This window comes from Streptomyces sp. ADI95-16 (assembly GCF_003721495.1).
In the GTDB taxonomy this organism is placed as follows: Bacteria; Actinomycetota; Actinomycetes; order Streptomycetales; family Streptomycetaceae; genus Streptomyces; species Streptomyces goshikiensis.
Window position 1 is genome coordinate 4,569,747 of record NZ_CP033581.1, and the last position, 24,427, is coordinate 4,594,173.

Annotated in this window: 22 protein-coding genes, 1 tRNA gene and 1 pseudogene; 18 read left to right on the plus strand and 6 right to left on the minus strand. The window is 72.9% G+C overall.

Going from position 1 to position 24,427, the window contains the following annotated elements; translation table 11 throughout:
• Positions 1-124: 124 nt before the first annotated feature.
• The 3 genes from tmk (at position 125) to EES41_RS20260 (ending at position 6,411) form a co-directional block, all read left to right on the plus strand.
• Positions 125-3,331 (plus strand): dTMP kinase, encoded by a 3,207-nt coding sequence (gene tmk / locus EES41_RS20250; protein WP_123079777.1) that lies wholly within the window; start codon positions 125-127, stop codon positions 3,329-3,331.
• A 120-nt stretch (positions 3,332-3,451) separates the two neighbouring features.
• Entirely contained in the window at positions 3,452-4,663 is a 1,212-nt protein-coding gene (locus tag EES41_RS20255; protein WP_123082587.1) for a DNA polymerase III subunit delta', read from the plus strand.
• Between the two features lie 182 nt (positions 4,664-4,845).
• Positions 4,846-6,411, plus strand: a complete 1,566-nt coding sequence (locus EES41_RS20260; protein WP_123079778.1) for an alpha/beta hydrolase — start codon at positions 4,846-4,848, stop codon at positions 6,409-6,411.
• 120 nt (positions 6,412-6,531) lie between these two features.
• On the opposite strand, the gene EES41_RS20265 is transcribed toward EES41_RS20260, so the two are convergent.
• Positions 6,532-6,605: transfer RNA gene (locus tag EES41_RS20265), tRNA-Thr, on the minus strand.
• Between the two features lie 247 nt (positions 6,606-6,852).
• Between EES41_RS20265 and EES41_RS43095 the strand changes: the two are divergent.
• Positions 6,853-6,966: pseudogene (locus tag EES41_RS43095) on the plus strand (deaminase); the annotation flags it as partial.
• Positions 6,967-7,122: 156 nt separating this feature from the next.
• Here EES41_RS43095 and EES41_RS20270 read toward each other — a convergent pair.
• Positions 7,123-7,815 carry a TetR/AcrR family transcriptional regulator gene (locus tag EES41_RS20270; protein WP_123082588.1) on the minus strand — a complete coding sequence of 231 codons (693 nt, stop codon included), beginning with the start codon at positions 7,813-7,815 and terminating at the stop codon, positions 7,123-7,125.
• 147 nt (positions 7,816-7,962) lie between these two features.
• On the opposite strand from EES41_RS20270, the gene EES41_RS20275 reads away from it, so the two are divergent.
• From EES41_RS20275 to EES41_RS20300, 6 genes are all read left to right on the plus strand, one after another.
• Entirely contained in the window at positions 7,963-8,523 is a 561-nt protein-coding gene (locus EES41_RS20275; RefSeq protein WP_123079779.1) for an MFS transporter, read from the plus strand.
• Entirely contained in the window at positions 8,523-9,377 is an 855-nt protein-coding gene (gene mca, locus EES41_RS20280; RefSeq protein WP_123082589.1) for a mycothiol conjugate amidase Mca, read from the plus strand. Before EES41_RS20275 ends, mca begins: the two co-directional genes overlap by 1 nt.
• Before the next feature lie 90 nt (positions 9,378-9,467).
• Entirely contained in the window at positions 9,468-10,739 is a 1,272-nt protein-coding gene (locus tag EES41_RS20285) for a serine hydrolase (protein WP_123079780.1), read from the plus strand.
• Positions 10,740-10,804: 65 nt separating this feature from the next.
• Complete coding sequence (locus EES41_RS20290; RefSeq protein WP_123079781.1) at positions 10,805-11,290, plus strand: GNAT family N-acetyltransferase; 486 nt, start codon at positions 10,805-10,807, stop codon at positions 11,288-11,290.
• A 56-nt stretch (positions 11,291-11,346) separates the two neighbouring features.
• Positions 11,347-11,865, plus strand: a complete 519-nt coding sequence (locus tag EES41_RS20295; RefSeq protein ID WP_123079782.1) for a SigE family RNA polymerase sigma factor — start codon at positions 11,347-11,349, stop codon at positions 11,863-11,865.
• A 62-nt stretch (positions 11,866-11,927) separates the two neighbouring features.
• Positions 11,928-12,605, plus strand: coding sequence for a hypothetical protein (locus EES41_RS20300; RefSeq protein WP_123079783.1), 678 nt, complete (start codon positions 11,928-11,930; stop codon positions 12,603-12,605).
• A 4-nt stretch (positions 12,606-12,609) separates the two neighbouring features.
• Here EES41_RS20300 and EES41_RS20305 read toward each other — a convergent pair whose 3' ends face one another.
• Positions 12,610-14,361 (minus strand): bifunctional 3'-5' exonuclease/DNA polymerase, encoded by a 1,752-nt coding sequence (locus EES41_RS20305; protein WP_123079784.1) that lies wholly within the window; start codon positions 14,359-14,361, stop codon positions 12,610-12,612.
• A gap of 138 nt (positions 14,362-14,499) precedes the next feature.
• Between EES41_RS20305 and EES41_RS20310 the strand changes: the two genes are divergently transcribed.
• Positions 14,500-15,678 (plus strand): DUF2786 domain-containing protein, encoded by a 1,179-nt coding sequence (locus EES41_RS20310; RefSeq protein ID WP_123079785.1) that lies wholly within the window; start codon positions 14,500-14,502, stop codon positions 15,676-15,678.
• 40 nt (positions 15,679-15,718) lie between these two features.
• On the opposite strand, the gene tatA is transcribed toward EES41_RS20310, so the two are convergent.
• A complete protein-coding gene (gene tatA, locus EES41_RS20315) occupies positions 15,719-15,919 on the minus strand; it encodes a Sec-independent protein translocase subunit TatA (RefSeq protein ID WP_123079786.1) in 201 nt (66 codons plus the stop codon).
• A gap of 165 nt (positions 15,920-16,084) precedes the next feature.
• On the opposite strand from tatA, the gene EES41_RS41505 reads away from it, so the two are divergent.
• Both EES41_RS41505 and EES41_RS20320 read left to right on the plus strand, forming a co-directional pair.
• Positions 16,085-16,228, plus strand: coding sequence for a hypothetical protein (locus EES41_RS41505; protein ID WP_164495892.1), 144 nt, complete (start codon positions 16,085-16,087; stop codon positions 16,226-16,228).
• 108 nt (positions 16,229-16,336) lie between these two features.
• Positions 16,337-16,573 (plus strand): DUF397 domain-containing protein, encoded by a 237-nt coding sequence (locus EES41_RS20320; RefSeq protein WP_008742531.1) that lies wholly within the window; start codon positions 16,337-16,339, stop codon positions 16,571-16,573.
• A gap of 180 nt (positions 16,574-16,753) precedes the next feature.
• Here the strand turns inward: EES41_RS20320 and EES41_RS20325 are convergent, their stop codons facing one another.
• On the minus strand, positions 16,754-17,263 hold the full coding sequence (locus EES41_RS20325) for an ATP-binding protein (RefSeq protein WP_037794166.1): 510 nt from the start codon (positions 17,261-17,263) through the stop codon (positions 16,754-16,756).
• A 354-nt stretch (positions 17,264-17,617) separates the two neighbouring features.
• Between EES41_RS20325 and EES41_RS20330 the strand changes: the two genes are divergently transcribed.
• From EES41_RS20330 to EES41_RS20350, 5 genes are all read left to right on the plus strand, one after another.
• A complete protein-coding gene (locus EES41_RS20330) occupies positions 17,618-18,496 on the plus strand; it encodes a helix-turn-helix transcriptional regulator (RefSeq protein WP_047960644.1) in 879 nt (292 codons plus the stop codon).
• A gap of 89 nt (positions 18,497-18,585) precedes the next feature.
• Positions 18,586-20,043 carry an aldehyde dehydrogenase family protein gene (locus tag EES41_RS20335; RefSeq protein WP_123079787.1) on the plus strand — a complete coding sequence of 486 codons (1,458 nt, stop codon included), beginning with the start codon at positions 18,586-18,588 and terminating at the stop codon, positions 20,041-20,043.
• A 107-nt stretch (positions 20,044-20,150) separates the two neighbouring features.
• On the plus strand, positions 20,151-20,729 hold the full coding sequence (locus EES41_RS20340) for a DinB family protein (protein WP_174261707.1): 579 nt from the start codon (positions 20,151-20,153) through the stop codon (positions 20,727-20,729).
• 136 nt (positions 20,730-20,865) lie between these two features.
• Positions 20,866-21,624, plus strand: a complete 759-nt coding sequence (locus EES41_RS20345) for a MerR family transcriptional regulator (RefSeq protein WP_123079789.1) — start codon at positions 20,866-20,868, stop codon at positions 21,622-21,624.
• Positions 21,625-21,823: 199 nt separating this feature from the next.
• Positions 21,824-22,519 carry a DedA family protein gene (locus tag EES41_RS20350; protein WP_123079790.1) on the plus strand — a complete coding sequence of 232 codons (696 nt, stop codon included), beginning with the start codon at positions 21,824-21,826 and terminating at the stop codon, positions 22,517-22,519.
• Between the two features lie 105 nt (positions 22,520-22,624).
• On the opposite strand, the gene EES41_RS20355 is transcribed toward EES41_RS20350, so the two are convergent.
• Positions 22,625-24,274, minus strand: a complete 1,650-nt coding sequence (locus EES41_RS20355) for a threonine/serine exporter ThrE family protein (RefSeq protein WP_123079791.1) — start codon at positions 24,272-24,274, stop codon at positions 22,625-22,627.
• Positions 24,275-24,427 lie beyond the last annotated feature (153 nt).

Here is a 24,427-nt window from a genome sequence, read left to right on the forward strand (position 1 = left end):
GACCCCGCCGCCGCCCGCCCGGTCCGCCGGCGTTCGAGGCGCAGGTCGGAAGGGGGACGGGGGTCACATCCGAGGTTGTCCACAGGCCTCCGCACCTGCCAAGCACAGCGGATAGGCTGGGCGGATGACGCGAGCCGAGCAGCCAACGGTCGTGACCGCCGCCGAGAACCCCACCTACGACGAAGCCCTAGCCGCGGACTCCCGCGAGCGAGCGGTGCGCGCCCTGCTGCGCACACCCAGACTCCGCCGCCTGTGGAGCGCCCAGCTGGTGAGCGGCATCGGCGATGCCCTCGCCCTGCTGGTCCTGGTGCTGCTCTCGCTCCAGGCGGCCGTCTCCGAAAGCACCTTCGGCGACGGCTACCGGGGCTGGGCGCTCGCCGTCGCGGCCGTCTTCGGGGTCCGGGTCCTGGCCACCCTCACCTTCGGCGCGGTCCTGCTCGGGCCCTTCGCCAAGCTCCTCGCCCCGAAGGAGTCCGGCGGCCGTCTCGACCGCCGCTGGACGATGGTCGGCGCCGACGGGGTCCGCATCGCGCTGTTCGTCGTCGCCCCGCTGTGGCTCGACTGGGTCCCCGACCACGCGCTGACCGCGCTGCTGGCCACCGTCTTCGTCGCCGGCGCCGCCGAGCGGATGTGGACCCTGGCCAAGGAGAGCGCGGCGCCCGCCCTGCTGCCCGAACCTCCGCTGGAGGGGGCAGCCGTCCGGCCGCTGCCGGACCACCTGGACGCGCTGCGCCGGCTGACCCTGCGTACCGCTTTCGCGACGCTGCCCGCCGCGGCCGCCGCACTGCTCGCCGCGACCCTGGTCGGCAAGGCCCTCGGCCTCGGCGTGGACTGGTTCGCCGCGAACCAGGCCGCCCTCGGCTCGTACGTGGCCGCCGGCCTGTTCGCGGCCTCCGTGTCGCTGCTGCTGCCGCTGGTGCTGCCCGGTGCGAAGACCCCGCGCCCGCGCTCCCCGCTGGAGGGCCTGCGCGCCCCCAAGGTGGGCGACCGGCCCGAGAAGGGGCGTACGGGAGCCGTCCCGCTCCTCGTCCTGGCCTGCGCGGCGGTCGCCGGAGCCGTGGCCTCCGCCGCCGCCGTGGCCGTCCTGCACGCCTTCGACCTGGGCGGCGGACCGGCCTCCTTCGCCCTGCTGGTGCTGGCCCTGATCGGCGGTATCGGCCTCGGTATCCGCGCCACCCAGGCCGGGAAGGTACTGCCCGCCCTGTCCCGGCGCCGGCTGCTGGCCCTCGCCATAGGGGTGACCGGGCTGGCGCTGCTGCTGAGCGGCCTGGTCCCGGACACGGCGACCGTCCTGTTCCTGTCACTGCTCGCCGGCACCGCCGCGGGCGTCGTCGCCAACACCGGGCACACCCTGCTGGACCAGGAGACCGAGGAGTTCCGCCGGGCCCGGGTCACCGAGCACCTCCAGGCGGTCGTCCGCGTGGCCGTGGGCGTGGGCGCCGTCCTCGCCCCCGTCCTGGCGGCGCTGATCGGCCCGCACCGGCTGGGCGACGGCGAGGTCGTCTTCGAGCACGGCGGCGCGGCCTTCACGCTGATGCTGGTCGGCGCCCTGCTGCTGCCGGTCGCCGTGGTCGTACTGATCAAGGGTGACGACCGCGGCGGGGTACCGCTGCGCCGGGACCTGCGCGAGGCGCTGCGCGGCGGGGAACCGGTGCAGGCCGCCTCCGACGCCGGGTTCTTCATCGCCCTGGAGGGCGGTGACGGGGCCGGCAAGTCCACGCAGGTCCAGGCGCTCGCCGACTGGATCCGGGGCAAGGGCCACGAGGTCGTCGTGACGCGCGAGCCGGGGGCGACCCCGGTCGGCAAGCGGCTCCGCTCGATCCTGCTCGACGTGTCCTCTGCCGGGCTGTCCAACCGCGCCGAGGCGCTGCTGTACGCCGCCGACCGCGCGGAGCACGTGGACACGGTGGTCCGGCCCGCGCTGGAGCGCGGCGCCGTCGTCATCACCGACCGGTACATCGACTCCTCGGTCGCCTACCAGGGCGCCGGGCGCGACCTGTCCCCGACCGAGATCGCCCGTATTTCGCGCTGGGCCACCGGCGGGCTCGTCCCGAACCTGACGGTGCTGCTCGACGTGTCGCCCGAGGCGGCGCGGGAGCGGTTCACCGAGGCCCCGGACCGGCTGGAGTCGGAGCCGGCGGAGTTCCACCAGCGGGTGCGGGCCGGATTCCTGACGCTGGCCGCCGCCGACCCCGGGCGCTACCTGGTGGTCGACGCGGGCCAGGACCCCGAGTCGGTGTCCACGGTCGTGCGCCACCGCCTGGACCGGATGCTTCCGCTCTCGGAGGCCGAGGTGGCCGCGCAGATCGAGGCCCGCCGGCTCGCCGTGGAAGAGGCGAAGCGCAAGGCTGAGGAGGAGGCCGCCCGGAAGGCGGAGGAGGAGCGGCTGCGCGCCGAGGAGGAGGCCCGCAAGGCCCGCGAGGCGGAGGAAGCCCGGGTCAAGGCCGAGGAGGAGGCCGCCCGCAAGGCGGAGGAGGAGCGGCTGCGCGCCAAGGAGGAGGCCCGGGCCAGGGCCGAGGCCGAGCGGCTGCGCGCGGAGGCCGAGGAGAGGGCCCGCGCGGCGGAGGCCGAGCGGCTGCGCAGGCAGGCCGAGGAAGAGGCCCGGCTGCGCGCCGAGGCCGAGGAGCGCCGGCTGGAGAAGCAGCGCCGGGCCGAGGAGGCTCTGGTGCGGGCCGAGGAGGCGCGCAGGCTGGCGGAGGCCGCGGCGGCAGCGGCTGCCGCGAAGGCCGCCGCCGATGCTGCGGCCGCCGCCGCGGCCGCAGCTCCGGCGCCCGCTCCGGCGGCTCCGGCTCCCGCTCCGGCTCCGGCTCCCAAGGTGCCGATGCGGAAGGATCCGCTTCCGGACGACTCCGTGACCGTCGAGACCCGGATGGTCAAGCGGGTCGTACAGCCGGACGACGAGACCCAGACCGTCCCGGTGCCGAAGGTCGACCCGGCGTCCGTCGAGGAGACCGCGGTGCTGCCGCCCGTACGTCCGGCCGGCGCGGCGGACGAGACGGCGGTGCTGCCGCCCGTACGTCCGGAGCGCGGGGACGCCGCGGCGCCCGAGGCCGGCGCCGGGGCGGCGGGGCGGCGGGCCTCGGCCGAGCGGCCGACCGGCCGGCGCCCGGACGACGACCCCGCCGGCCGGGTGCCGCCGGGCATCTTCCGGGACTCCGGCAACGACGCCACCCGCGAGCTCCCGGTCGTCGCCGAGGACGGTCGTCCGAGGCGGGGCCGCCCGGCGTGGGCCGAGGAGACCCCGATGGACGACCTCCCGTCCCTGGCGGACGAGCTGCTCGGTCCGCAGCGGGGCGACGAGGACGGCGAAGGCCGGTCCCGCCGCCGCTGACGGGGATTGTCAGTGGCGCGCGCCACACTGTGAGCAGACGGTCGCCGTCGGTTCCGTCCGCGGACGGGACCGGCGGCGGCGCATCGGTACCGGACGGAACGGCGAAAGGCGGTGGGCGGGATGCCCGTATGGGACGACCTGGTGGGTCAGGAGCGGGTGCGGACGCAGCTGGCCGCCGCCGCCCGTGACGCCGACGCCCTCGTCACGGCCGTCACGGACGGGACCGCGCCGCCCGCCGCCTCCAAGATGACCCACGCCTGGCTGTTCACCGGGCCGCCCGGCTCCGGGCGGTCCACCGCCGCCCGTGCCTTCGCGGCCGCCCTCCAGTGCACCAGCCCGGACCGCGCGCTGGGCGGCGAGCCGGGGTGCGGGTTCTGCGACGGCTGCCACACCACCCTGATCGGTACGCATGCGGATGTGGAGATCGTCCGCACCGACCTGCTGTCCATCGGTGTGAAGGAGACCCGGAACCTGGTGCGCCGGGCCCAGCTGTCGCCGGCCGTGGGGCGCTGGCAGGTCATCGTCCTGGAGGACGCCGACCGGCTCACCGAGGGCGCCGGCAACGTCCTGCTCAAGGCCGTGGAGGAGCCCGCTCCGCGCACGGTGTGGCTGCTGTGCGCGCCCTCGCTGGAGGACGTGCTGCCCACGATCCGCTCCCGCTGCCGGCATCTGACCCTGCGCACCCCGCCCGTCTCCGCCGTCGCCGATGTGCTGGTCCGGCGCGATGGCATCGACCCCGCCGTCGCCGCGGCCGCCGCCCGCGCGACCCAGGGGCATATCGGCCGAGCCCGCCGGCTCGCCACCGACGAGGCGGCGCGGGCCCGGCGGGCCGCCGTGCTGAAGCTCCCGCTCCGCGTCGACGACGTGGGCGGCTGCCTCAAGGCCGCGCAGGAGCTGATCGACGCCGCCGCGGAGGACGCCAAGCAGGTCGCGGAGGAGGTCGACACCAAGGAGACCGAGGAGCTGCGGGCCGCGCTCGGCGCCGCCGCCGGGACCGGTGGCCGGATGCCCCGGGGTACGGCGGGCGTGATGAAGGAGCTGGAGGACCGGCAGAAGCGCCGCCGGACGAGGACCCAGCGCGACACCCTCGACCTGGCGCTGACCGACCTGACCGGGTTCTACCGGGACGTGCTGGCTCTCCAGCTCGGCTCGGCCGTGGCCATCGCCAATGAGGAGATACGCCACGACCTCGACCGGATCGCCCGCGCGTCGGGTCCCGAGCGCACGCTGCGGCGCATCGAGGCGATCATCGCGTGCCGCAACGCCCTCGACCGGAACGTGGCCCCGCTCCTCGCCGTCGAGGCCATGACGATGTCGCTCCGGGCGGGCTGAGCGGGCCGGGTCGGTGTGGCCCAAGGCGCCCGGTTGACGGGCCCACCCGTCCGAGTGATCAGGCGGCCCGCCCGTGAGGGCGCCGGTCCGCGCGCGGCGGCGGGCCCGTCCCGGTCGCCGGCCGGCCGGGCGGGTTCGACGTCACCCGGCGGGCGGCGCGGGCAGGCCGTAGGCTCCCGGGCATGGACACCAGTCGCCTGCTGCGTACCACCGGGACCGTGATCGCAGCCGCCGGGCTGCTGCTCTCCGGGTGTACCTCGGGCGGTTCGGGAGCACCCCGGGCCGCCGCGTCGTCCTCCGGCTCCGGTGCGGGCTCCGCCGCGCCCGGCGAGATCCCGGCGGCGCTGCGCCCGTACTACGACCAGAAGCTGAGCTGGCGCGACTGCGGTGTCCCCGGGTTCCAGTGCGCCACGATGAAGGCCCCGCTGGACTACGCGAAGCCCGGATCCGGGCAGGACATCGACATCGCGGTGGCCCGCCGCCAGGCCTCCGGCCCCGGCAAGCGGCTCGGCTCCCTCGTGGTCAACCCGGGCGGACCGGGCGGCTCCGGCATCGGGTACCTCCAGGCGTACGCGGGCATCGGTTACCCGGCGGCCGTCCGCGCCCAGTACGACATGGTCTCCTTCGACCCGCGCGGGGTGGACCGCAGCAGCCCCGTCGAATGCCTGACCGGCCCGGAGATGGACGAGTTCACGCAGGTGGACCAGACCCCGGACGACGCGGCGGAGCGAGCGAAGCTGGTGGAGGCGTTCAAGAAGTTCGCGGCGGGCTGCGAGGAGCACTCGCGGAGGATCCTGCCGCACGTCTCCACCGTGGACGCCGCCCGCGACATGGACATCCTGCGGTCGGCGCTGGGCGACAAGAAGCTGTCGTACGTCGGCGCCTCCTACGGCACCTTCCTCGGCGCTACGTACGCCGAGCTCTTCCCGGGCCGTGTCGGCAGGCTGGTCCTCGACGGGGCGATGGACCCCTCCCGTCCGGCGCTCGAACTCAACCGGGACCAGACGGCGGGCTTCGAGACCGCCTTCACCTCCTTCGCCAAGGACTGCGCCAAGCAGCCCGACTGCCCGCTCGGCAAGGGCAGCCCGCAGGAGGTGGCGCAGCGCCTGAAGGAGTTCTTCCGCAAGGTCGACGCCCAGCCCGTGCCCTCCGGTGACCCGGCCCGCCCGCTGGGCGAGTCCCTCGCGACCACCGGGGTGATCGCGGCGCTGTACGACGAGAGCGCCTGGCCGCAGCTGCGCGAGGCGCTGACCGGGGCGATGAACGGCGACGGATCCTCGCTGCTGGGCCTCGCCGACAGCTACTACGAGCGGGACGCGGACGGCAAGTACGCGAACCTGATGTTCGCGAACGCCGCGGTCAACTGCATTGACCAGCCCGCTGCCTTCAGCGGCCCGGAGGCGGTGGACAAGGCCCTGCCGTCGTTCGAGAAGGCCTCCCCGGTGTTCGGAGCGGGGCTCGCCTGGGCCTCGCTGAACTGCGGCTACTGGCCGGTGAAGGCCACGGGCGAGGCGCGTGCGCTGGCGGCGAAGGGCGCTCCGCCGATCGTGGTGGTGGGCACCCTGCGCGACCCGGCGACCCCGTACAAGTGGGCGCAGGCGCTGGCGGACCAGCTGGAGTCGGGCACCCTCCTCACGTACGACGGCGACGGCCACACGGCGTACGGACGCGGCAGCGACTGCGTCGACACCGCGATCAACCGCTACCTCCTGGAGGGCAAGCCCCCGGCCCCCGGCAAGAAGTGCTGAGCCCGGCCGCGCCCGGCGCGGTGACCCCAGCGGGGCGTTGACGCCGCCCCGCCTCCACCCGCTCCTCCGGAAATAGCAAAAGCCCCAGGTCACGGCGAGTGAGTCCTGGGGCTTCTACAGAGCCGCCTTCGGGATTCGAACCCGAGACCTACGCATTACGAGTGCGTTGCTCTGGCCAACTGAGCTAAGGCGGCGCCGCTGCGGAGACACGTCTTCCGGGTGAGGAAGGCGCTCATCAGCAGCGGCGCCAAGTCTACAGGGTGAATCGGGGTGCCCTGAACAGGGTTCTGGGGTGGGGGATGGAAGGGGCGCATCTGGACGTTTCGGGCCAGTTTCTGGGATGGGGTCCACCTCCGCGCGAGTGGGGGTGGGTTCGATGTCGGGACTGGATGGGGGAGGGAGGTGCGTACCTTGATCAGCACCGCCCCGTACGCGGGCCAGGCGCTTTCGAGCGGCGGTCTGATGGGCCGTTACCACCTGCCCGGCTTTCAGTTGCTGCTCGGCGTGGGCGAGCGGATGCTGAGGCTCGTCGAGCGTGAGGCGTACGCGAGCGGCCCGCCGTCGGGGCGGGCGTCCTGTCTGGTGCGCGGCGGCACCGCTCGACCGTGTCGGCCAAGGCCGTGTCTGGCCGGGTTCGGGGCCCGTCCGCGTCGGTGTGGGACGCGGCCCCGGAGGCTAGGGGGCGGTGGTCGCCGTCGGCTGCGAGATGGACTAGCCGTTGATCGGCCGGGTGGCGTAGCCGCCCAGGGCGGGCTCCAGTACGGCGAAGGCGTTCCGGGCCAGTTCGGCGAGCCGCTCCACGAGCGCGTCCTCGGGGGTGTCCTGTCGGATCAGGGCGCGGGCGGTGCGGTGCAGCACGCGGTGCACGGAGGCCAGTTGCGCCGCGCTCAAGTCGGGCGCGGGATCGTCCGCGGCGGCCCGCGTCGCCTCGGTGAGCGCCGCGGCGAGGGCGGCCTCGCGCTGTTCGTCGATCTCCCGCTCGCGGGCGCGCAGTCGAGGGCTGTCGTGGACGAGCCGGGCGAACCCGGTCGTGCAGCGGCCGTTCAGCGGGTGCTGTTCGCCCAGGGTGGCGAGGTAGGCGCGGCGCAGTGCGTGCAGGGCCGATTCGCCGGGGGCCCGTTCGCGGACCGTGCGGGCGAGGCTGTCCAGCACGCTCTGGCCGGCGTCGAAGACCAGGTCTTCCTTGAGGGGGAAGTAGTTGCTGACGGTCATCTTCGAGACGTGGGCGGCCTCGGCGATCTCCGCGATGGTGACCTGCTCGAACCCGCGCTCGATGAAGAGCAGGGTCGCGACATGGGCCAGCCGGTCACGCGTCTCGCGCTTCTTGCGGTCGCGCAGGCCCCGCTCGGCGGCCTCGGCGGGCTCGGGCCGGGACTCGGCGGATGCCGCGGGTGTCGTGGTCATGCGCACCATCCTAGTCAATCCTTGGGCCCGTCATAAATTTTTGTTTGACATAAATTAATGACCGACATAAATTTTGGTCGTCCCCATCGACCGCCGGAGGCCCCGTGAGCACGTCGACCGCGCAGGAGCGGGACCGCCTCGATCGCCATGGCCGGCGGCCTCGGCACCACCGTGACCACCGTGCAGTGGGTCAGCACCGGATACCTGCTCACCGTCGCCTTCGCCGCCCCGCTGTCCGGTCGGCTACGCAAGCGCTACGGCGGCAAGCGGGTCTGGCTCGGCTCCGTCGCCCTGTTCGTCGCGGCCTCCGCGCTGTGCGGCCCGGCCTGGTCGGGGCCCTCGCTGATCGCCTTCCGGCTGCTCCAGGGCATCGGCGGCGGGCTCATGCAGCCCGTCGGCCAGGCGCTGGCCGCGCGGATCGTACCGGCGGACCGGGCCGAACGGGACGCCGCCGTACGGGCGGTGGCGCTGGCTGCCGGGTTCGCCTTCCTGGCCGGCTACGTGGCGCACGCGCTGCGCACCACCCGGACACCCCTGCTCGACCTGCGGCGCTTCGCGGGGCGACCCTGGTGCCCGCCGCCCTCTGCCCGCGCCGCGCACCCGGCCGGTCCTGACTCCCCGTCCCCTGCCGCCGATCGGAGAACCCCGTGTCCAAGACCACCCCCGCAGGCGGGCCCGCCTCCGGACTCCGCCGCGGACTGCGCATGATGGCCGTGCACGCCCACCCGGACGACGAGTCCAGCAAGGGCGCGGCGACCATGGCCCGTTACGTGGCCGAGGGCGCCGAGGTGCTGGTGTGCACCATGACCGGGGGAGAGCGCGGCGACGTGCTCAACCCGGCCATGGACCGCCCCGAGGTGTGGGCCGACCTGCCCCGGCTGCGCCGGCTGGAGATGGACCGGGCCCGCGAGATCCTCGGCGTACGGCAGGAGTTCATGGGCTTCGTCGACTCCGGACTGCCCGCCGCCGGCGAGGAGCTGCCCGACGGCTGCTTCGCCCTGGAGTCGCTGGAGACGGCCGCCCGCCCGCTGGTCGGGGCGATCCGCGCGTTCCGGCCGCACGTGGTGGTCACGTACGACGAGAACGGCGGCTACCCGCACCCGGACCACATCAAGACCCACCAGGTCAGCGCCGAGGCCTTCGCCGCCGCGGGCGATCCGGAGCGCTACCCGGGCACCGGCGGGCCGTGGCAGCCGCTCAAGCTCTACTACACCCTCGCCTTCAGCAAGGCGTACTTCCGCGCGATCTACGAGGCCATGACGGCCGCCGGCCTGGACTCCCCGCACGGCGAGGTGCTCAAGGAGCTCGCGGACTTCGAGGAGCCCTGGGCGATCACCAGCCAGGTCGAGTGCGCCGCGTGGTTCCCGGCCAGGCTGCGGGCCCTGCTCGCGCACGAGACGCAGATCAACCCCGACGGGCCGGAGCGGTCCTGCCCCCTCGGCATCGAGCAGGCGGCCTGGCCCACCGAGGACTACCACCTGGCGCGCTCGCACGTGGCGACGACGCTGCCCGAGGACGACCTGTTCGCCGGGGTCGCGGCCACCGCGACCGCCGCCGGCTGACGGGTCCCACCCACCGGTCGCCGGGGGGTGGGGGCGGGGCTACGTTGGAGGGGCAGGGGGGCCTGGGCGTCGTGCGGCAGGAGGCCGGGCATGGTGACACGGTGGCGCTGTGCCGCGGTGGGAGCGGCCGTGGTGGGGCTGGTGGTGGTGCCCCTGGGAGCGGGAGCGGGAGCTGGAGCGGGAGCGGTCCACGCGGGGAACGCGGGGCAGGCCGTGACGCGCGCGACCTCGGCGTCGACCTCGACCTCGGTCTCCCCGGCCCCGCAGCCGCGGTCCGACGCGTTTCCCCGGCTGACGCCCGAGGTGGCCCGGCAACTGGACCAGGTCGTGCGTCAGGTGATGGCCGAGACCAAGGTGCCCGGGGTGATGGTCTCCCTGTCGGCCCCGGGCAAGGGCGAGTACGTCCGCACCTTCGGGATCTCCGACAAGGCGACGCGCGCGCCGATAACCACCGACATGTACATGCGTATCGGCAGTGAGACCAAGACCTTCACGGTGACGGCCCTGCTCCAGCTGGTCGACGAGGGCAAGGTCGGGCTGGACGACCCCATCGGGAAGTACGTCGCGGGCGTGCCGAACGGGAACCGGATCACCCTGCGCGAACTGGCCGGGATGCGCAGCGGCCTCTACAACTACTCCGAGGACCCGGACTTCTTCAAGGCCCTGACGAGCGATCCGCGGCGCCCCTTCACCCCGCAGGAGCTGCTCGGCTACTCCTTCAAGCACCCGGTGCTGTTCGCGCCCGGCGCGAAGTTCGACTACTGCAACACCAACCTGATCCTGCTGGGGTTGGTGGTGGAGAAGATGACCGGGCAGAAACTCGCCGACTACATCAACGAGAAGGTCGTCAAACCCGCCGGGCTGACCCACACGCTCTTCCCCAAGGGCGCGGAGTTCCCCCGGCCGCACTCCCAGGGCTACACGGACCAGACCGCCACCGGCAAGGTCGAGGACTCCGCCGACTGGAACCCCTCCTGGGGCTGGGCGGCCGGAGCGATGATCTCCCAGCTCGGCGACCTGAAGCAGTGGGCGAAGGTGCTGGCCACCGGCGAGCTGCTCACGCCCGCCACCCAGGCCCAGCGGCTGAAGGTCACCCGGGCCGGGGACCGGCCGGACGCCGGCTACGGCCTGGGCATCTTCAACGTGGGCGGCTGGATCGGGCACAACGGCTCGCTGCCCGGCTACCAGTCCCTGACCCTGTACCTCCCCGGGGCGAAGGCGACGCTGGTGGTGCTGCTCAACACGGACATCTCCTACCAGGGCCGCGAACCCAGCTCCCTGTTCGGCGAGGCCATCACCGAGACGGTGACCCCGGACCACGTCTACAGCCTCAGCGCCCAACCGGTCCCCGGAACGCACTGAACCCCCGCCCCCGCGCACAATGGCCCCGGCCCCGGCGTGCGCCGGGGGCGAGGGAGAAGACGTACATGAGCGGTCAGGCACAAGCGCCGCAGGGCGACCCCACGGTCGTGCTGCGCGCCGCGGGCGAGGAAGACATCGAGACGGCGGCCGGGCTGTTCCGCGGCTACCTGGACTTCTACGGCGTCGCCGTGGAGGACCCGGACCGCCCCCGCGCCTTCCTCGCCGAGCGGATCCGGGCCGGCGAGTCCCTGGTCCTGCTCGCCGACCTGCCCGGGGTCGGCACGGTCGGGTTCGCGCAGGTCTACCGGACGTTCTCGTCGCTCGCGATGCGGCCGGTGTGGATCCTGTACGACCTGTACGTGGCCCCCTCCGGGCGGCGCGGCGGCGCGGGCCGGGCGCTGCTGCGGGAGGTGCTGCGGCGCGCCGGAGAAGCCGGGGTGGCGGGCGTGCAGTTGGAGACGGCGTACGACAACGACGCCGCGCAGGCGCTGTACGAGTCGGAGGGCTTCGTACGCGAGGAGTTCCACGTCTACTTCCACGAGCTGGACTGAAACATTCCCGTGCCGTCACCGCGTCAGTGGGGTGAGACGGACGCGAGGGGGAGTTCATGCGGCAGGGGCGCCGGGACAGATCAGGGTTCCGCGAGTTCGCGGCTGGCCGGTCGGGGCACCTGTACCGGTCCGCCTGTCTGCTGACGAGCGGGGACACCCACCTCGCGGAGGACCTCGTACAGGAGACCCTGGGGCGCATGTACCTGCTCTGGGGGCGGGTCTCGCGGATCGACAACCCCGCGGCCTACGCGCAGACGGTGCTGGTGCGGGCGTTCCTGACGCACCGGCGGCGCCGCTCGGCGGGGGAGCGCCCGGTCGGGGAGTTCCCCGACGCGGAGGGAGCGGCCGGCGGCGCCGATCCGGCGCTGCGGCTGACGCTGCTGGACGCCCTGGGGCGGCTGGCGCCGAAGGACCGGGCGGTGCTGGTGCTGCGGTACTGGGAGGACCGCAGCGTCGAGGAGACCGCCGACGCGATGAACGCCAGCTCGGCGGCCGTACGCACCCGCAGCACGCGGGCGCTCGCCCGGCTGCGGGAGCAACTGGGCGGCAGTCTGGCCGAGTTCGCCCGAAACTGAACGAGCGGACCCCCGCCCGCCCCTGCCCCGTAACCCCATGAAGTGGAAAGGTCTGGTTCCGCATGCCCTTCGAAGATGAGCTCGGCAACGCCCTCCGGCGGGCCGGGGACGATTTCACCACCGACGGGCACGCCCTCGTCGAGGCCGGCGAGCGGCGCGGCCGACGCCTCGTGGCGCGCCGCCGGGCGGCCGTGTTCGGCGTGTCGGTGCTCGCCCTGGGCGCGATCGCCACCGGCGGCGCCTACACCGGCGGCCTGTTCGACGGCGCGGGCGGCAGCGGCGGCGGCCACAGCCAGGTCAACGTCGCCGCGCCGCCGGAGCTCCCGGCCAGGGCGGACGCGCGCGCCGTCCTGGAGTCGCTCGTCCCGAAGAACGGGATCACGGTCGCCTCCAAGGGCGGCGAGGGCGACTACGCGTACCTCGTGCTCGACGACGGCAGGGGCGCGTCGCTCGTGCAGGTCAACGTGCAGGAGAGCATGGGCGAGGCGCTCGGCGGCCGGATGGGCGGCGCTGCCACCCTGCCCGACGGCACCAAGGTGCTGGAGACCAAGCAGCCCGGCGAGAAGGGCGGCGCGGGCGTGCTCTGGTGGACGGTCGACACGCTGCGCCCCGACGGCCGCCGGGTGGTGGTCTCCGCCTTCAACACCGGCAACCAGGCCAAGCCGGCGACGCGGAAGGAGCCCGCCCTGACGATGGAGCAGCTCAGGACGATCGCGCTCGACCCGAAGTGGTTCGGCTGACACCTCACTTGGCGTCGGCGTAGCACTCCACGATCGCGGTGGTGAAGGGGAACCGGACCGGGGTGTCGCCGAACGCGATGCGGCCGGCCCGGTCCCCGGCCGCGCGGATGGCCTCGGCGACGGCCTCGGCCTCCTCGGCGGGGCAGTGCACGATCACCTCGTCGTGCTGGAAGAACACCAGCTCGGCGCGCATGCCGGCGGCGGCGATGGCCTGGCGGAGCGCCGCGAGCAGGAGCAGCGCCCAGTCGGCGGCGCTGCCCTGGACGACGAAGTTACGGGTGAACCTGCCGCGGGCGCGGCTGTGGGAGGAGGCGTAGGCCGGGGTCCGGCCGTCCTCGCGGTCCGGGGCGGAGGACTGCGGGGCGTCCTGGGGGATCCCGGCCTCGCCGTCGGTGTCGCCGTGCTCGGAGGCGGCCGGGGGCGGGCAGGTGCGGCCCAGCCAGGTCCGTACGAGGCGGCCCTCCTCGCCGGCCTTGGCGGCCTCGTCCACATAGGCCACGGCCCGCGGGAAGCGGCGGCGCAGCGCGGCCAGGTTCTTCAGGCCGTCGCCGGAGGTCTGACCGTAGACGGCGCCGAGGACGGCGAGCTTGGCCATGTCCCGGTCACCGGCGAAGCCTTGGCGGGAGATGGCGGTGTAGAGGTCCTCCGGCCGGCCGGCGACCTCCATGAAGGCGGGATCGCGGGAGATCGCGGCCAGCACGCGGGGCTCCATCTGGTCGGCGTCGGCGACGACGAGTCGCCAGCCCGGGTCGGCGACGACCGCCCGCCGGATCACCTTCGGGATCTGCAGGGCCCCGCCGCCGTTGGTGACCCAGCGGCCGGTGAAGGTGCCGCCGGGGATGAACTCGGGGCGGAACCGACCGTCGTGGACCCAGTCGGCCAGCCAGGACCAGCCGTGCGCGGTGTAGATCCGGTACAGCTTCTTGAACTCGACGAGGGGCTCCACGGCCGGGTGGTCGATCTCCTGGATCTCCCAGCGGCGGGTGGACTTGAGCTTGATGCCGGCCTCGGCGAAGGCCTTGATGACGTCGGCGGGCAGATCGGGGCGGACGCGGCGGCCGAACGCGTCGGAGATCCGGTCCGCGAGCTCGGCGAGGCGGCGGGGCTGGCCGCCGCCGGCGTAGCGCTCGCCGAGCAGCTCGGTGAGCAGGGCGCGGTGGGTGTCGGCCCGCCAGGGCAGACCGGCGCGGTGCATCTCGGCGGCGACGAGGAAGGCGGCCGACTCGGAGGCGGTCAGCAGGCGCATCCGGTCGGGATGGGCGGTACGGGCGTGCCGGGCGCTCTGGTCCGCGTGGACGGCGAGCAGGGCGTCGAGGGGGAGCGGGGCCGGCCGGGGGTCGAAGAGGGAGTCCTGGGTGCCGGGCTCGGCGGCGCGCTGCGGGGGGTCGGGCGGGACGGGGCCGCCGGTGAGGCGGGCCCAGGCGGCGGCGGCCGAGCGGGGTTCGCCGTAGCGGCCCTCGTGGCGGAGCAGGAGCAGCTCGGAGTTCTCGATGTCGTAGCAGCGGTCGACCGTCACGCCGGAGGCGAGGAGGCGGGGGTAGACGGCGGAGGTGGAGCGCCAGATCCACCGGGTGCCGGCCGGCGCCGCGGCGACCGCGGCGGCGGGGTCGGCATACCGGCCCGCCGGACCGGCGGCGCCGGGCGCGGGCGCCGGGCCGGGATACGGGCCCGCCGGACCGCCACCGCCGACCGGGGCGGCGTGCCACCACCCGTCGCCGTCCTCGGCGAGGGCCCAGTGGGGGGTGGGGTCGCTCATGGGTGCGAGTGTCCCACCCCGGTCTGACACCGCCCGCCCACCGCCCCGCACGCCGCCCCCTCCCGCCCCCTCCCGCCCCGGATCGGCGGCGTCCGGCCAGGGCGGGGGCGGTGGGGCGGGCGTGCCAAGCTGGGTGGTGTGAAAGACACCGTCGACCGCGCCTTCGCCGCCGCCCTCTACGCCCAGGACGACACCGGGCTCGACACCGGCGCCTCGCTGCTCGCCGCCGATCCCGGCCGGTGGGGCGAGGCCGGGCGGGAGCTGCTGGCGCGCGGCGAGGCGTATCTGCGGCAGGCCTGGGAGCGGGGCTGGCAGCCGGCCGACGTCCTGCGGCTGGTGCGGCGGGACCTCGAAGAGCGGCACATACGGATCACCGGCGACCTGATCGCCGGCGAGGCTCGGCGCTACGCCCGGCTGCCCGAGGGGTGGACCGACGCCGAGGTCTGGTGGACGGACGGCGCGGACGACACCGCGTACGGGGAGCGGCTCGCGCGGCGCGAGAAGGCGGACCGGTTCAGCCTGGCGACCGCGCTGCTGGAGGTGCTGCGGCTGCTGGTCCGGCTGCCCTCCATCGAACCGGTGGGCCCCGTCCCGGGCGACCCGGCGGCCGACGCTCTGGAACACGCGCACATCGAGCCGCGCATGCTGGGACGGATCCGCGCCCTGCTCGCGAAGGCCGAGGCGACCACCTTCCCGGAGGAGGCGGAGGCGCTCAGCGCCAAGGCGCAGGAGCTGATGGCCCGGCACACCGTGGACGAGGCGCTGCTCGCGGCGAGCGGCAAGGGCCCGGCCCAGGTGCCCGGCGCCCGCCGGATCGGGGTCGAGCCGCCGTACGAGGAGGCCAAGGCGGTGCTGCTGGACGCGGTGGCCACCGCCAACCGCTGCCGGGCGGTGTGGAACAGCGCATTCGAGTTCTCCACGGTGGTGGGGTTCGAGAGCGATCTGGAGGCCGTCGAGCTGCTCCACACCTCGCTGCTCGTGCAGGGGAACGCCGCCATGACCCGGGCCGAGGCGGCCCAGCGCTCCGGCGGCCGCAAGCGGACCAAGACCTTCCGGCAGTCCTTCCTGCTCGCCTACGCCAGCAGGCTCGGCCAGCGGCTCGCCGAGACCGCCGAGCACACCGCGAGCGAGGCCCCGGACAACCTGCCCGCCCTGGTCGCCCGCGATGTCGCGGTGACCTCCCGGGCCGACGAGATGTTCCCCCGGACCACCACGACCCGGCTGCGCGGAGCCACCGACCACGCGGGCTGGGAGGACGGCACGGCGGCCGCCGACCGGGCCCGGATGGGCGCCGGCCACACCCCCCTGCCGCGCTAGGCCCTGCCGTCAAAGCGGGGCCAGGCGCCACTTTGACGGCCTAGGCAGTCTCCTCCGCCCGGGCCGCCTCCTTCGGCGGAGGCTGTTCCTCCGTGCGCAGCGCCCGCGTCTCCGCCTTCAGGATGCGCAGCGACTTGCCGACCCCGCGGGCCATGTCGGGGAGCCTCTTCGAACCGAACACCAGCAGACAGACGATCAGCAGGATCGCCAGGTGCCAGGGCTCAAGGGCGTTCCGGAGCATGCGCGTACCCACCTTCCAAAGACCCGCCGGCCGGCGGCCCGCCCGACGGTAGCGGGAGACGGCTGAAGAAGTCCTGAAAGGTCACGAAGGCCCGCGAAGGCTCATGAAAGCCCGTGAAGGCCCACGAAGGCCCTGCGGACGGAGACGGAGGCGGGGGCGAAGGCGGTGCGCGAGCGCCGGGTGCGGGAGTGGGAGGGCGTCCGCACCCTCCTGACCAGCTGGAACGCCCCGGAGTCAGGGGTGCTGCGGGGAGCCGCCGAGCAGCTGCCGGAATCGCCGGAGGCGCTCTCCGGGGCGCTGCGCCCCTGAACTGTGATCAAGGGAGCACTGCGCGTGCACGTGCATCTGCCCATGCAGGCGCTTATGAACACAGCTATGATCCGGTGGAGTTGACATCTGCACTATCGGGGGCTTCCTGTGGACCACGCGTACAACGGGATGGCAGCTGCAGAACTCGGCGGCGTGACCTGGCAGAAGAGCCGACACAGCAACTCGCAGGGATCCTGCGTGGAGTTCGCCAAACTGCCGGGCGGCGGTGTCGCCATGCGCAATTCACGCTTTCCGGACGGCCCGGCACTCGTGTACACGCCGGCCGAGATAGAGGCGCTGCTGCTGGGCGTCAAGGACGGCGAGTTCGACCACCTGATCGCCTGACGGGCATTCGAGGGAACAGCGCCGTGATCGCGCCATGCACGTGCACTGGCCGGGACTGATCGAAATGATCAACCCCGGCCAGTTGTCGCTTGTCTGACGATTCGTCCCCCGGTCGGCACCCCGTCGCCCCCGGCCGGTCCTCAGCCGGTCTCCAGCCGGGCCCCCGGCCGGATCCCGTGCTCAGTCCTGGAGCATGAACAGCGCCCAGACCACCTTGCCGGTCAGCCGTCCCGCGAGCGGGTGCCAGCCCCAGGTGTCGCTGTACGAGTCCACCAGGAACAGCCCGCGCCCGGACTCCAGGTCGCAGTTCTCGTCCGTCCGCTCGGGTGTGAACGAGCCCCCCGGCCGGTCCTCGCTGGGGTCCCGTACCGCGCACACCAGGCGGGTGCTCCACCGCATCAGGTGCAGCCGTACCGGCGCCTCCGGCTCGCCCGTCGTACCGCGCGCGTCGTCCGGCAGGGCGTGGCGCAGCGCGTTGGTGACGAGTTCGGAGACGACGAGGGCCACGTCGTCGAAGCGCTCGTCCAGGCCCCACTGGGACAGCGTGGACCTGGTGAACGAACGGGCGCCCCGCACCGCCTCGTAGCGGGCGGGCAGAGCGCAGGAGGCGGACCCGGAGACAGCCGTGGGGTCGACCGGGGGAAGCCCCTGCCGTAACGGCTCGAGCATGGTCGATCCATTCGTCCCCATGCGAGGCACTCCCGGGATTCGCGGACTGAGCGGTGACTCTGTCCAAAAAGAACTGCGGGGTGGGTCCGGCGCCGGCGCGAAGAGCACGCAGGTGCGCGGGGACCATCGTTCCGAATGCGGAAGTCAGATGCAAGGGCAGATGCACGTGCACGCGCCGGACCTGTCCACTCCCGTGACGGTTCTTGCTCATTTCTTCCTACGCATCCTGACGGACTTCTTTTCCGGGACGCCGGATTCCGTTACAGAACGAGTACGGAGCGAAGCGTTTTGGTGGCAGACTGCGGCCCCTAGGGGTGCGGGGGCCCCGCGACGCACACGCAGCACGCACGCGTAGACCAACGCGCAACCATCGCGATGGGGAGGGCAGGACAAGTGACCGCAGAAGCCAGTGGTTCTGTGGTGCGCCGCATCCTCCTGGGCTCACAGCTCAGGCGACTCCGAGAATCCCGCGGCATCACACGTGAGGCGGCCGGCTACTCGATCCGCGCATCCGAATCGAAGATCAGCCGCTTGGAGTTGGGAAGGGTGAGCTTCAAGGCCAGGGACGTCGAGGACCTCCTCACGCTCTACGGGGTCACGGACGGCGCGGAGCGGGAGTCCCTCCTCGGGCTCGTCCGCGAGGCCAACGCCGCGGGCTGGTGGCACAGTTACGGCGACGTACTGCCGAACTGGTTCCAGACGTACATCGGGCTCGAAGGCGCCGCCTCCCTGATCCGCATCTACGAAGTCCAGTTCATCCACGGCCTGCTGCAGACCGAGGCCTACGCGCACGCCGTCGTCAAGCGCGGCATGCCCGGCGCCGCCGCGGCCGAGATCGACCGTCGCGTCGCGCTCCGCCTGGAGCGGCAGAAGGTCCTCGTCTCCGAGAACGCCCCGGTCTTCCACGCCGTCCTCGACGAGGCCGCACTGCGCCGCCCGTACGGCGACCGGGACGTCATGCGGGGTCAGCTGGAGCACCTCATCGAGGTCTCCCAGCGCCCCAACGTCCAGCTCCAGGTGATGCCCTTCTCCTTCGGCGGTCACGCGGGCGAGAGCGGAGCCTTCACCCTGCTCCGTTTCCCCGAGTCGGACCTCCAGGACATCGTCTATCTGGAACAGCTCACCAGCGCCCTCTACCTGGACAAAGAAGAGGAAGTGGCGCAGTACGCAAGGGCGATGGAGCGGCTCCAGGCCGATTGCCCGGATCCCGAGCGGACCCGGGATCTGCTACGCGGTCTGCTCCAACTGTCTTGATTCGCACGTAGTATGACGTCTGATCAGTGCATGATGACCGATCGGTCTCCGGTGCAGCGCACGGGTGCGCGCTCGCAGTAAGGGATGGCATGTCCATATTCACCGACGTGGCCCACCAGTACATAGACGGCGAATGGCTGGCCGGAACCGGTTCGTGGGACATCATCGACGTCAATCCGTACAACGGTGAGAAGCTCGCGGCCATCACCGTCGCCACCGTCGAGCAGGTGGACCAGGCCTACCGCGCCTCCGAGCGGGCCCAGAGAGAATGGGCCGCCACCAGCCCGTACACCAGACGCGAGATCCTCGAACGCGCCCTGCGGATCACCGAGGAGCGCGAGAAGGAAATCGTCGAGGCGATGATCGACGAGCTCGGCGGGACCCGTCCCAAGGCCGAGTACGAGGTCTACCTCGCCAAGGAGTTCATCCGCGAGTCGATCCAGCTGGCCGTCCGCCCCGAGGGCCGGATCCTCTCCTCGCCCGTCGCGGGCAAGGAGAACCGGGTGCAGCGCCTCCCGGTCGGCGTGATCACCGTGATCAGCCCCTTCAACTTCCCGTTCCTGGTCACCTTGAAGTCGGTCGCCCCGGCACTGGCGCTGGGCAACGCGGTCGTGATCAAGCCGAACCAGAACGCCCCGGTGGTCGGCGGCGGGCTCATCGCCAAGATCTTCGAGGACGCCGGGCTGCCGGCCGGCCTGCTCAACGTGCTGGTCACCGACATCGCCGAGATCGGCGACGCGCTCCTGACGCACCCCGTCCCGAAGGTCATCTCCTTCGCCGGCTCCGACCGGGTCGGCCGGCACGTCGGCGAGGTCGCCGCCCGGCACTTCAAGCGGACGGTCCTGGAGCTCAGCGGCAACAGCGCGCTGGTCGTCCTGGACGACGCCGACCTCGACTACGCGGTGGACGCGGCCGTCTTCAGCCGGTTCGTCTACCAGGGCCAGGTCTGCATGGCCGCCAACCGGATCCTCGTGGACGCCTCGATCGCGGAGGAGTTCACCGAGAAGTTCATCGCGCGGGTGCGCGGCCTGAAGACCGGCGACCCGCACGAGGCGGACACCCAGATCGGCCCGCTGATCAACTCGTTCCAGGCCGACGCCCTGACCGCGCTGGTGGACCGCGCCGTCGAGGAAGGCGCGCGGGCGCTCGTACGGGGGTCTACGCGCGGCAACCTGGTGGAGCCGACCGTCCTGGCCGGCCTCCCCGAGGACTCCCCGCTGCTGGGGCAGGAGATCTTCGGCCCGGTGGCGCTGCTGGTGGTCTTCGACGGCGAGGAGGAGGCCGTACGGCTGACCAACGCGACCCCGTACGGGCTGAGCGGCGCCGTGCACTCGCGGGACGTGGAGCGCGGGGTCCGGTTCGCGCAGCGCATCGAGACGGGGATGATCCACGTCAACGACTCCACCATCGGGGACGAGCCGCTCGCCGCGTTCGGCGGGGAGAAGGCTTCGGGGCTGGGCCGGCTGAACGGCGACGCGACGGTGGAGGCCTTCACCACCCAGAAGTGGATCTCGGTCCAGCACGGGCGCAGCCACTTCCCCTTCTAGTCCGGGACGCGCGGGTTCCCGGTGCCTATTGAGGACAGGAACTGACCGCAACCCTCCGTAGCGTGGTTCTCGTCAGCAGGAGAAACCCACGAAGGCGGTTGGTCAGCATGGTCACTCACGTTCCCTCCGAGTCCTACGGCGACGAGCGCGGCGCGCTCCTGTCCTTCGTGGAGGCCCAGCGCGGGGGGCTGCGCCGCTCGGTGCTCGGCCTGAGCGAGGCGCAGGCGGCGAGCCGGCCGAGCGCGAGCGAGCTGTCCCTGTCGGGGCTGCTGAAGCACGTCGCGGAGTGCGAGCTCAACTGGCTGCGGCTGGCGCAGCAGCGGCCGAACGAGCTCCAGCGCACGGAGGAGACCTGGGGCGACAGCTTCCGGCTCGTCGGCGAGGAGACGGTCCCGCAGATCCTCGCCTTCTGGGACGACGTGGCCGCGCAGACGGCGGAGTTCGTGGCCGCACTGCCCGGTCTGGACGAGACCTTCCCGCTGCCTCCGGCGCCGTGGTTCCCGAAGGACGGCAAGGTCTCGATGCGGTGGATGCTGCTGCACCTGGTGGAGGAGATCGCCCGGCACGCGGGGCACGCGGACATCGTGCGGGAGTCCCTGGACGGCAAGACGGCCTTCGAGCTGGTGGCGCAGGCCGCGGCGGCTGACGCGGCTGACGAGGCTGACACGGCGGCCGGGACGGCGTAGGGGCCCCGGGCCGAGCCGGACAGCCCGGTGTCGGCGTCGCGGCTGCTCGGCGGCTTCCCGGGCTCCCCGGACTTGCACCTCACGTCACGTGAGGGACCACAGTGAAGGGCGTACCCCAACAGAGGAGCGGGAAGCGATGGGCTATTCGGTGGGCCAGGTCGCCGGATTCGCCGGAGTGACGGTGCGCACGCTGCACCACTACGACGAGATCGGGCTGCTCTCCCCGAGCGGCCGCAGCCATGCGGGTCACCGGCGGTACGACGACGCCGACCTCGACCGGCTGCGGCGGATCCTGTTCTACCGGGAGCTCGGCTTCCCGCTCGACGAGGTCGCGGTCCTGCTGAACGACCCGGACGCGGACGCGAGGGAGCACCTGCGCCGGCAGCACTCCCTCCTGTCCGGCCGGATCGCCCGGCTCCAGCAGATGGCCGAGGCCGTTGAGCACGCCATGGAGGCGCACAGAATGGGCATCAACCTCACGCCCGAGGAGAAGTTCGAGGTCTTCGGGGACTTCGACCCGGACCGGTACGCCGGGGAGGCGGAGCGGCGCTGGGGCGGCACTGACGCGTACCGGGAGTCCGCCCGGCGGGCGGCCACGTACACGAAGGACGACTGGCAGCGGATCCAGAGCGAGATGGAGGACCTGAACCGGCGGCTCGGCGAGCTGATGGCTTCGGGCGCGGCGGCGGACTCCGCCGGGGCCATGGACCTCGCCGAGGAGCACCGCGGCTGGCTGGGCCGCAACCACTACGCGTGCCCGTACGAGATGCACACCTGCCTCGGGGAGATGTACGTCGCGGACGAGCGGTTCACGGCCTTCTACGACGCCGTGCGGCCCGGTCTGGCGGTCTTCCTGCGGGACGCGATCCTCGCCAACGCGGTCCGGGGCGTTTAGCCGGATCTCCGCGTCACCGCCCCGTCGAGGCCCCCACCGGGTACCTGGAACCCGGTGGGGGCCGTGGGCGTTGCTAAATTGAGGACCACCGTCGCGTCCGCCTGCCTGCCCGTGCCCGCCCGCCCGTGCTTGCCTGTGGACTTCCCCCAGACGCCCGCAGACCCCCCCGATCCCCCCGATCCAGGAGAGCCCGGAACTCGTGTACACGCTTGCGCTCGGCCCTGAGTGGCTGTCCCCGGACTATCTGATCTCGCACTTCGGCCTGATCGGCATCCTGGTCATCGTCTTCGCCGAATCGGGACTGTTCGCCTTCCTTCCCGGCGACTCCCTGCTGTTCACGGCGGGCCTGCTGGTCGCCAACGGGGAGTACATCAAGCAGCCCCTGTGGCTGGTCTGCACGCTGATCGTGGCCGCCGCGATCATCGGTGACCAGGTCGGCTACATGATCGGAAAGTTCTTCGGCCCGAAGCTCTTCAACCGCCCGAAGTCCAAGGTCTTCAAGCGGGAGAACCTGGACAAGGCGCACGAGTTCATGGACAAGCACGGCCCGAAGGCCATCGTGCTCGCCCGGTTCGTGCCGATCATCCGCACCTTCGCGCCGATGGTCGCGGGCGCCGGTTCGATGAAGTACCGCACCTTCCTGACGTACAACGTCATCGGTGGCATCGGCTGGGGCGCGGGCATCACGATCGCGGGCTACTGGCTCGGCCAGATCGAGCTGATCAAGAACAACATCGAGACGATCCTGGTCCTGATCGTCCTCATCTCCCTGATCCCCGTGATCTTCGAGGTGATGAAGGCCCGCAAGGAGTCCAAGGCGGCCGGCGGCGGCGCCCAGGGCGGCGGTCCGGCCGAGCAGCCGCAGGCCCCGCGCGGCCGTCACGCCAAGCGCTGACGCGGCGGGCGGCGCCCGTACCGCCCCCGCCGGGCCCCGCCGGCCCGTCCGTACGCCCCGGAGACCCGCTGTGGTCCCCGGGGCGTACGCGTACCCGTACCGCCCTCAGAAGCCGCGGGTCCGCTTCGCCGCGCGGCGTTTGGCGGCGCTCGCGGCGCCCGGGATGCGCATGAACAGGCGGGAGGTCTCGGACCCGAGGTTCACCCCGATCGCGATGGCCAGGGCGATGGCGGCGGCGTTGGTGAGCGAGCCGATGCCCTCGTTCAGCTTGTTCTCGGCGATCAGCAGCAGCCCGTAGTACGTGGCCGAGCCGGGCAGCAGCGGGCCGATCGCGGCCGTCACGTACGGCAGCGCGGAGGCGAACCGGTAGCGCGAGAACAACTGCCCGAAGAGGCCGACGAGCCCGGCGGCGATGGCCGTGGAGGCGACCGGGGCGATCCCGCCCGCGTAGTGCAGGGCCCCGTACGTCACCCAGGCGACCCCGCCGTTCAGGGTCACGATCAGCACGGTGGAACGTTCCTGCTGGAGCATGATCGCGAAGGTGAAGACCAGCACCATCGACGCCGCGATCTGGATCAGCGGCCGCTCCGTGATCAGGAGGGCCTCCTCCGGATTGAGCGCGGCGCCCAGCTGGAGCCCCAGGTACAGCACCACCAGCACGCCCATGATGATGCCGATGAAGAGGTACATGACCTCCAGCAGCCGGGCGGAAGCGGTGATGTAGAAGCCCGTCAGACCGTCCTGGACGGCCGCGACCAGGGCCCGCCCGGGCAGCAGCGCGAACAGCCCGCCGGTGATCACCGCGGAGGCCCTGACGTCGATCTCGGCCAGCTTCAGCGCCACGCCGATCGCGGCGGGCGGCATCGCGGCCGCGACGAACTGGTAGAACTCCGGCAGCCCGCGCCCGGCACACAGCCACGCGAGCCGGTCGCCCAGGACCGCCCCGAGCGCGGCGGCGAGGAAGACGACGACGCCACCGCCGACGAGGGTGGAGGCGGCCCCGGCCAGCAGCCCGGCCGACGCGGTCAGCATCCAGCCGGGGTACGGGTGCCGGTTGCGGCGGATCTCGGCGAGACGGCGGTAGGCCTCTTCGAGGGAGGTGTCGGTCTCGGCGTGGCTGATGTCGTCCACCAGCCGGAAGACGGCCGCGAGCCGGTTGTAGTCGGTACCGCGGCGGCGCACCGTCCGGTTCGCCGAGACGGGGTCGTCGACGAGGGACGGGTGGTAGGTGATCGACAGCATCGTGAACGTGACCGTCGGCTCACAGCGGTCGAGCCCGTAGCTGCGCGCCACCGCGAACATCGCGGCCTCGACGTCCTCGGCGCCCTCGCCGCCCGCGAGCAGCAGCTCGCCGATGCGCAGGGTCAGGTCGAGCACGCGGCCCACGGCCGGCCCGCTCTCGCTGAGCCGCTGCGCGGGCTCGGGCACCGGACGGACGTCGACCGGCATCCGGAGCATGGTGCGCATGCGGTCCTGCCAGAGCGAGTCCGTCATGCGGGACACCGGCATGCCCGGGCCGGGGGTGAAGGCGGGCGGCGAGTGGTGGGCGCTGTAGGTGGCGGGCGTCGCGAACGCCGACCCCTCCGGCTCGGGCAGCTGCGCCGCGAGACCGTCGGGCACGGAGAACTCCGAGGTCGGCTGGTCCTCCTCGATCGCCTCCGGCACCATTCCGGCCGGGGTCGTGAAAGCGCTGCGCGCCTCATCGGACTTCGGCTTCCGGTCCTCGGTACCTCCGGAGCCATCGGCCTCCGTCACGCGTCCTCCCGTCCTGGTCAGCCCGGGTATCAGTATGCGGAACGTGTCCGTTTCCGGCGAAACCAAACGACAGCGGGCGGCACCCCCCGCGTGAGGGGGTACCGCCCGGGGTGTCACGGGGCGGGCGGAACGTCCCGCCTACCCGGCGTCCAG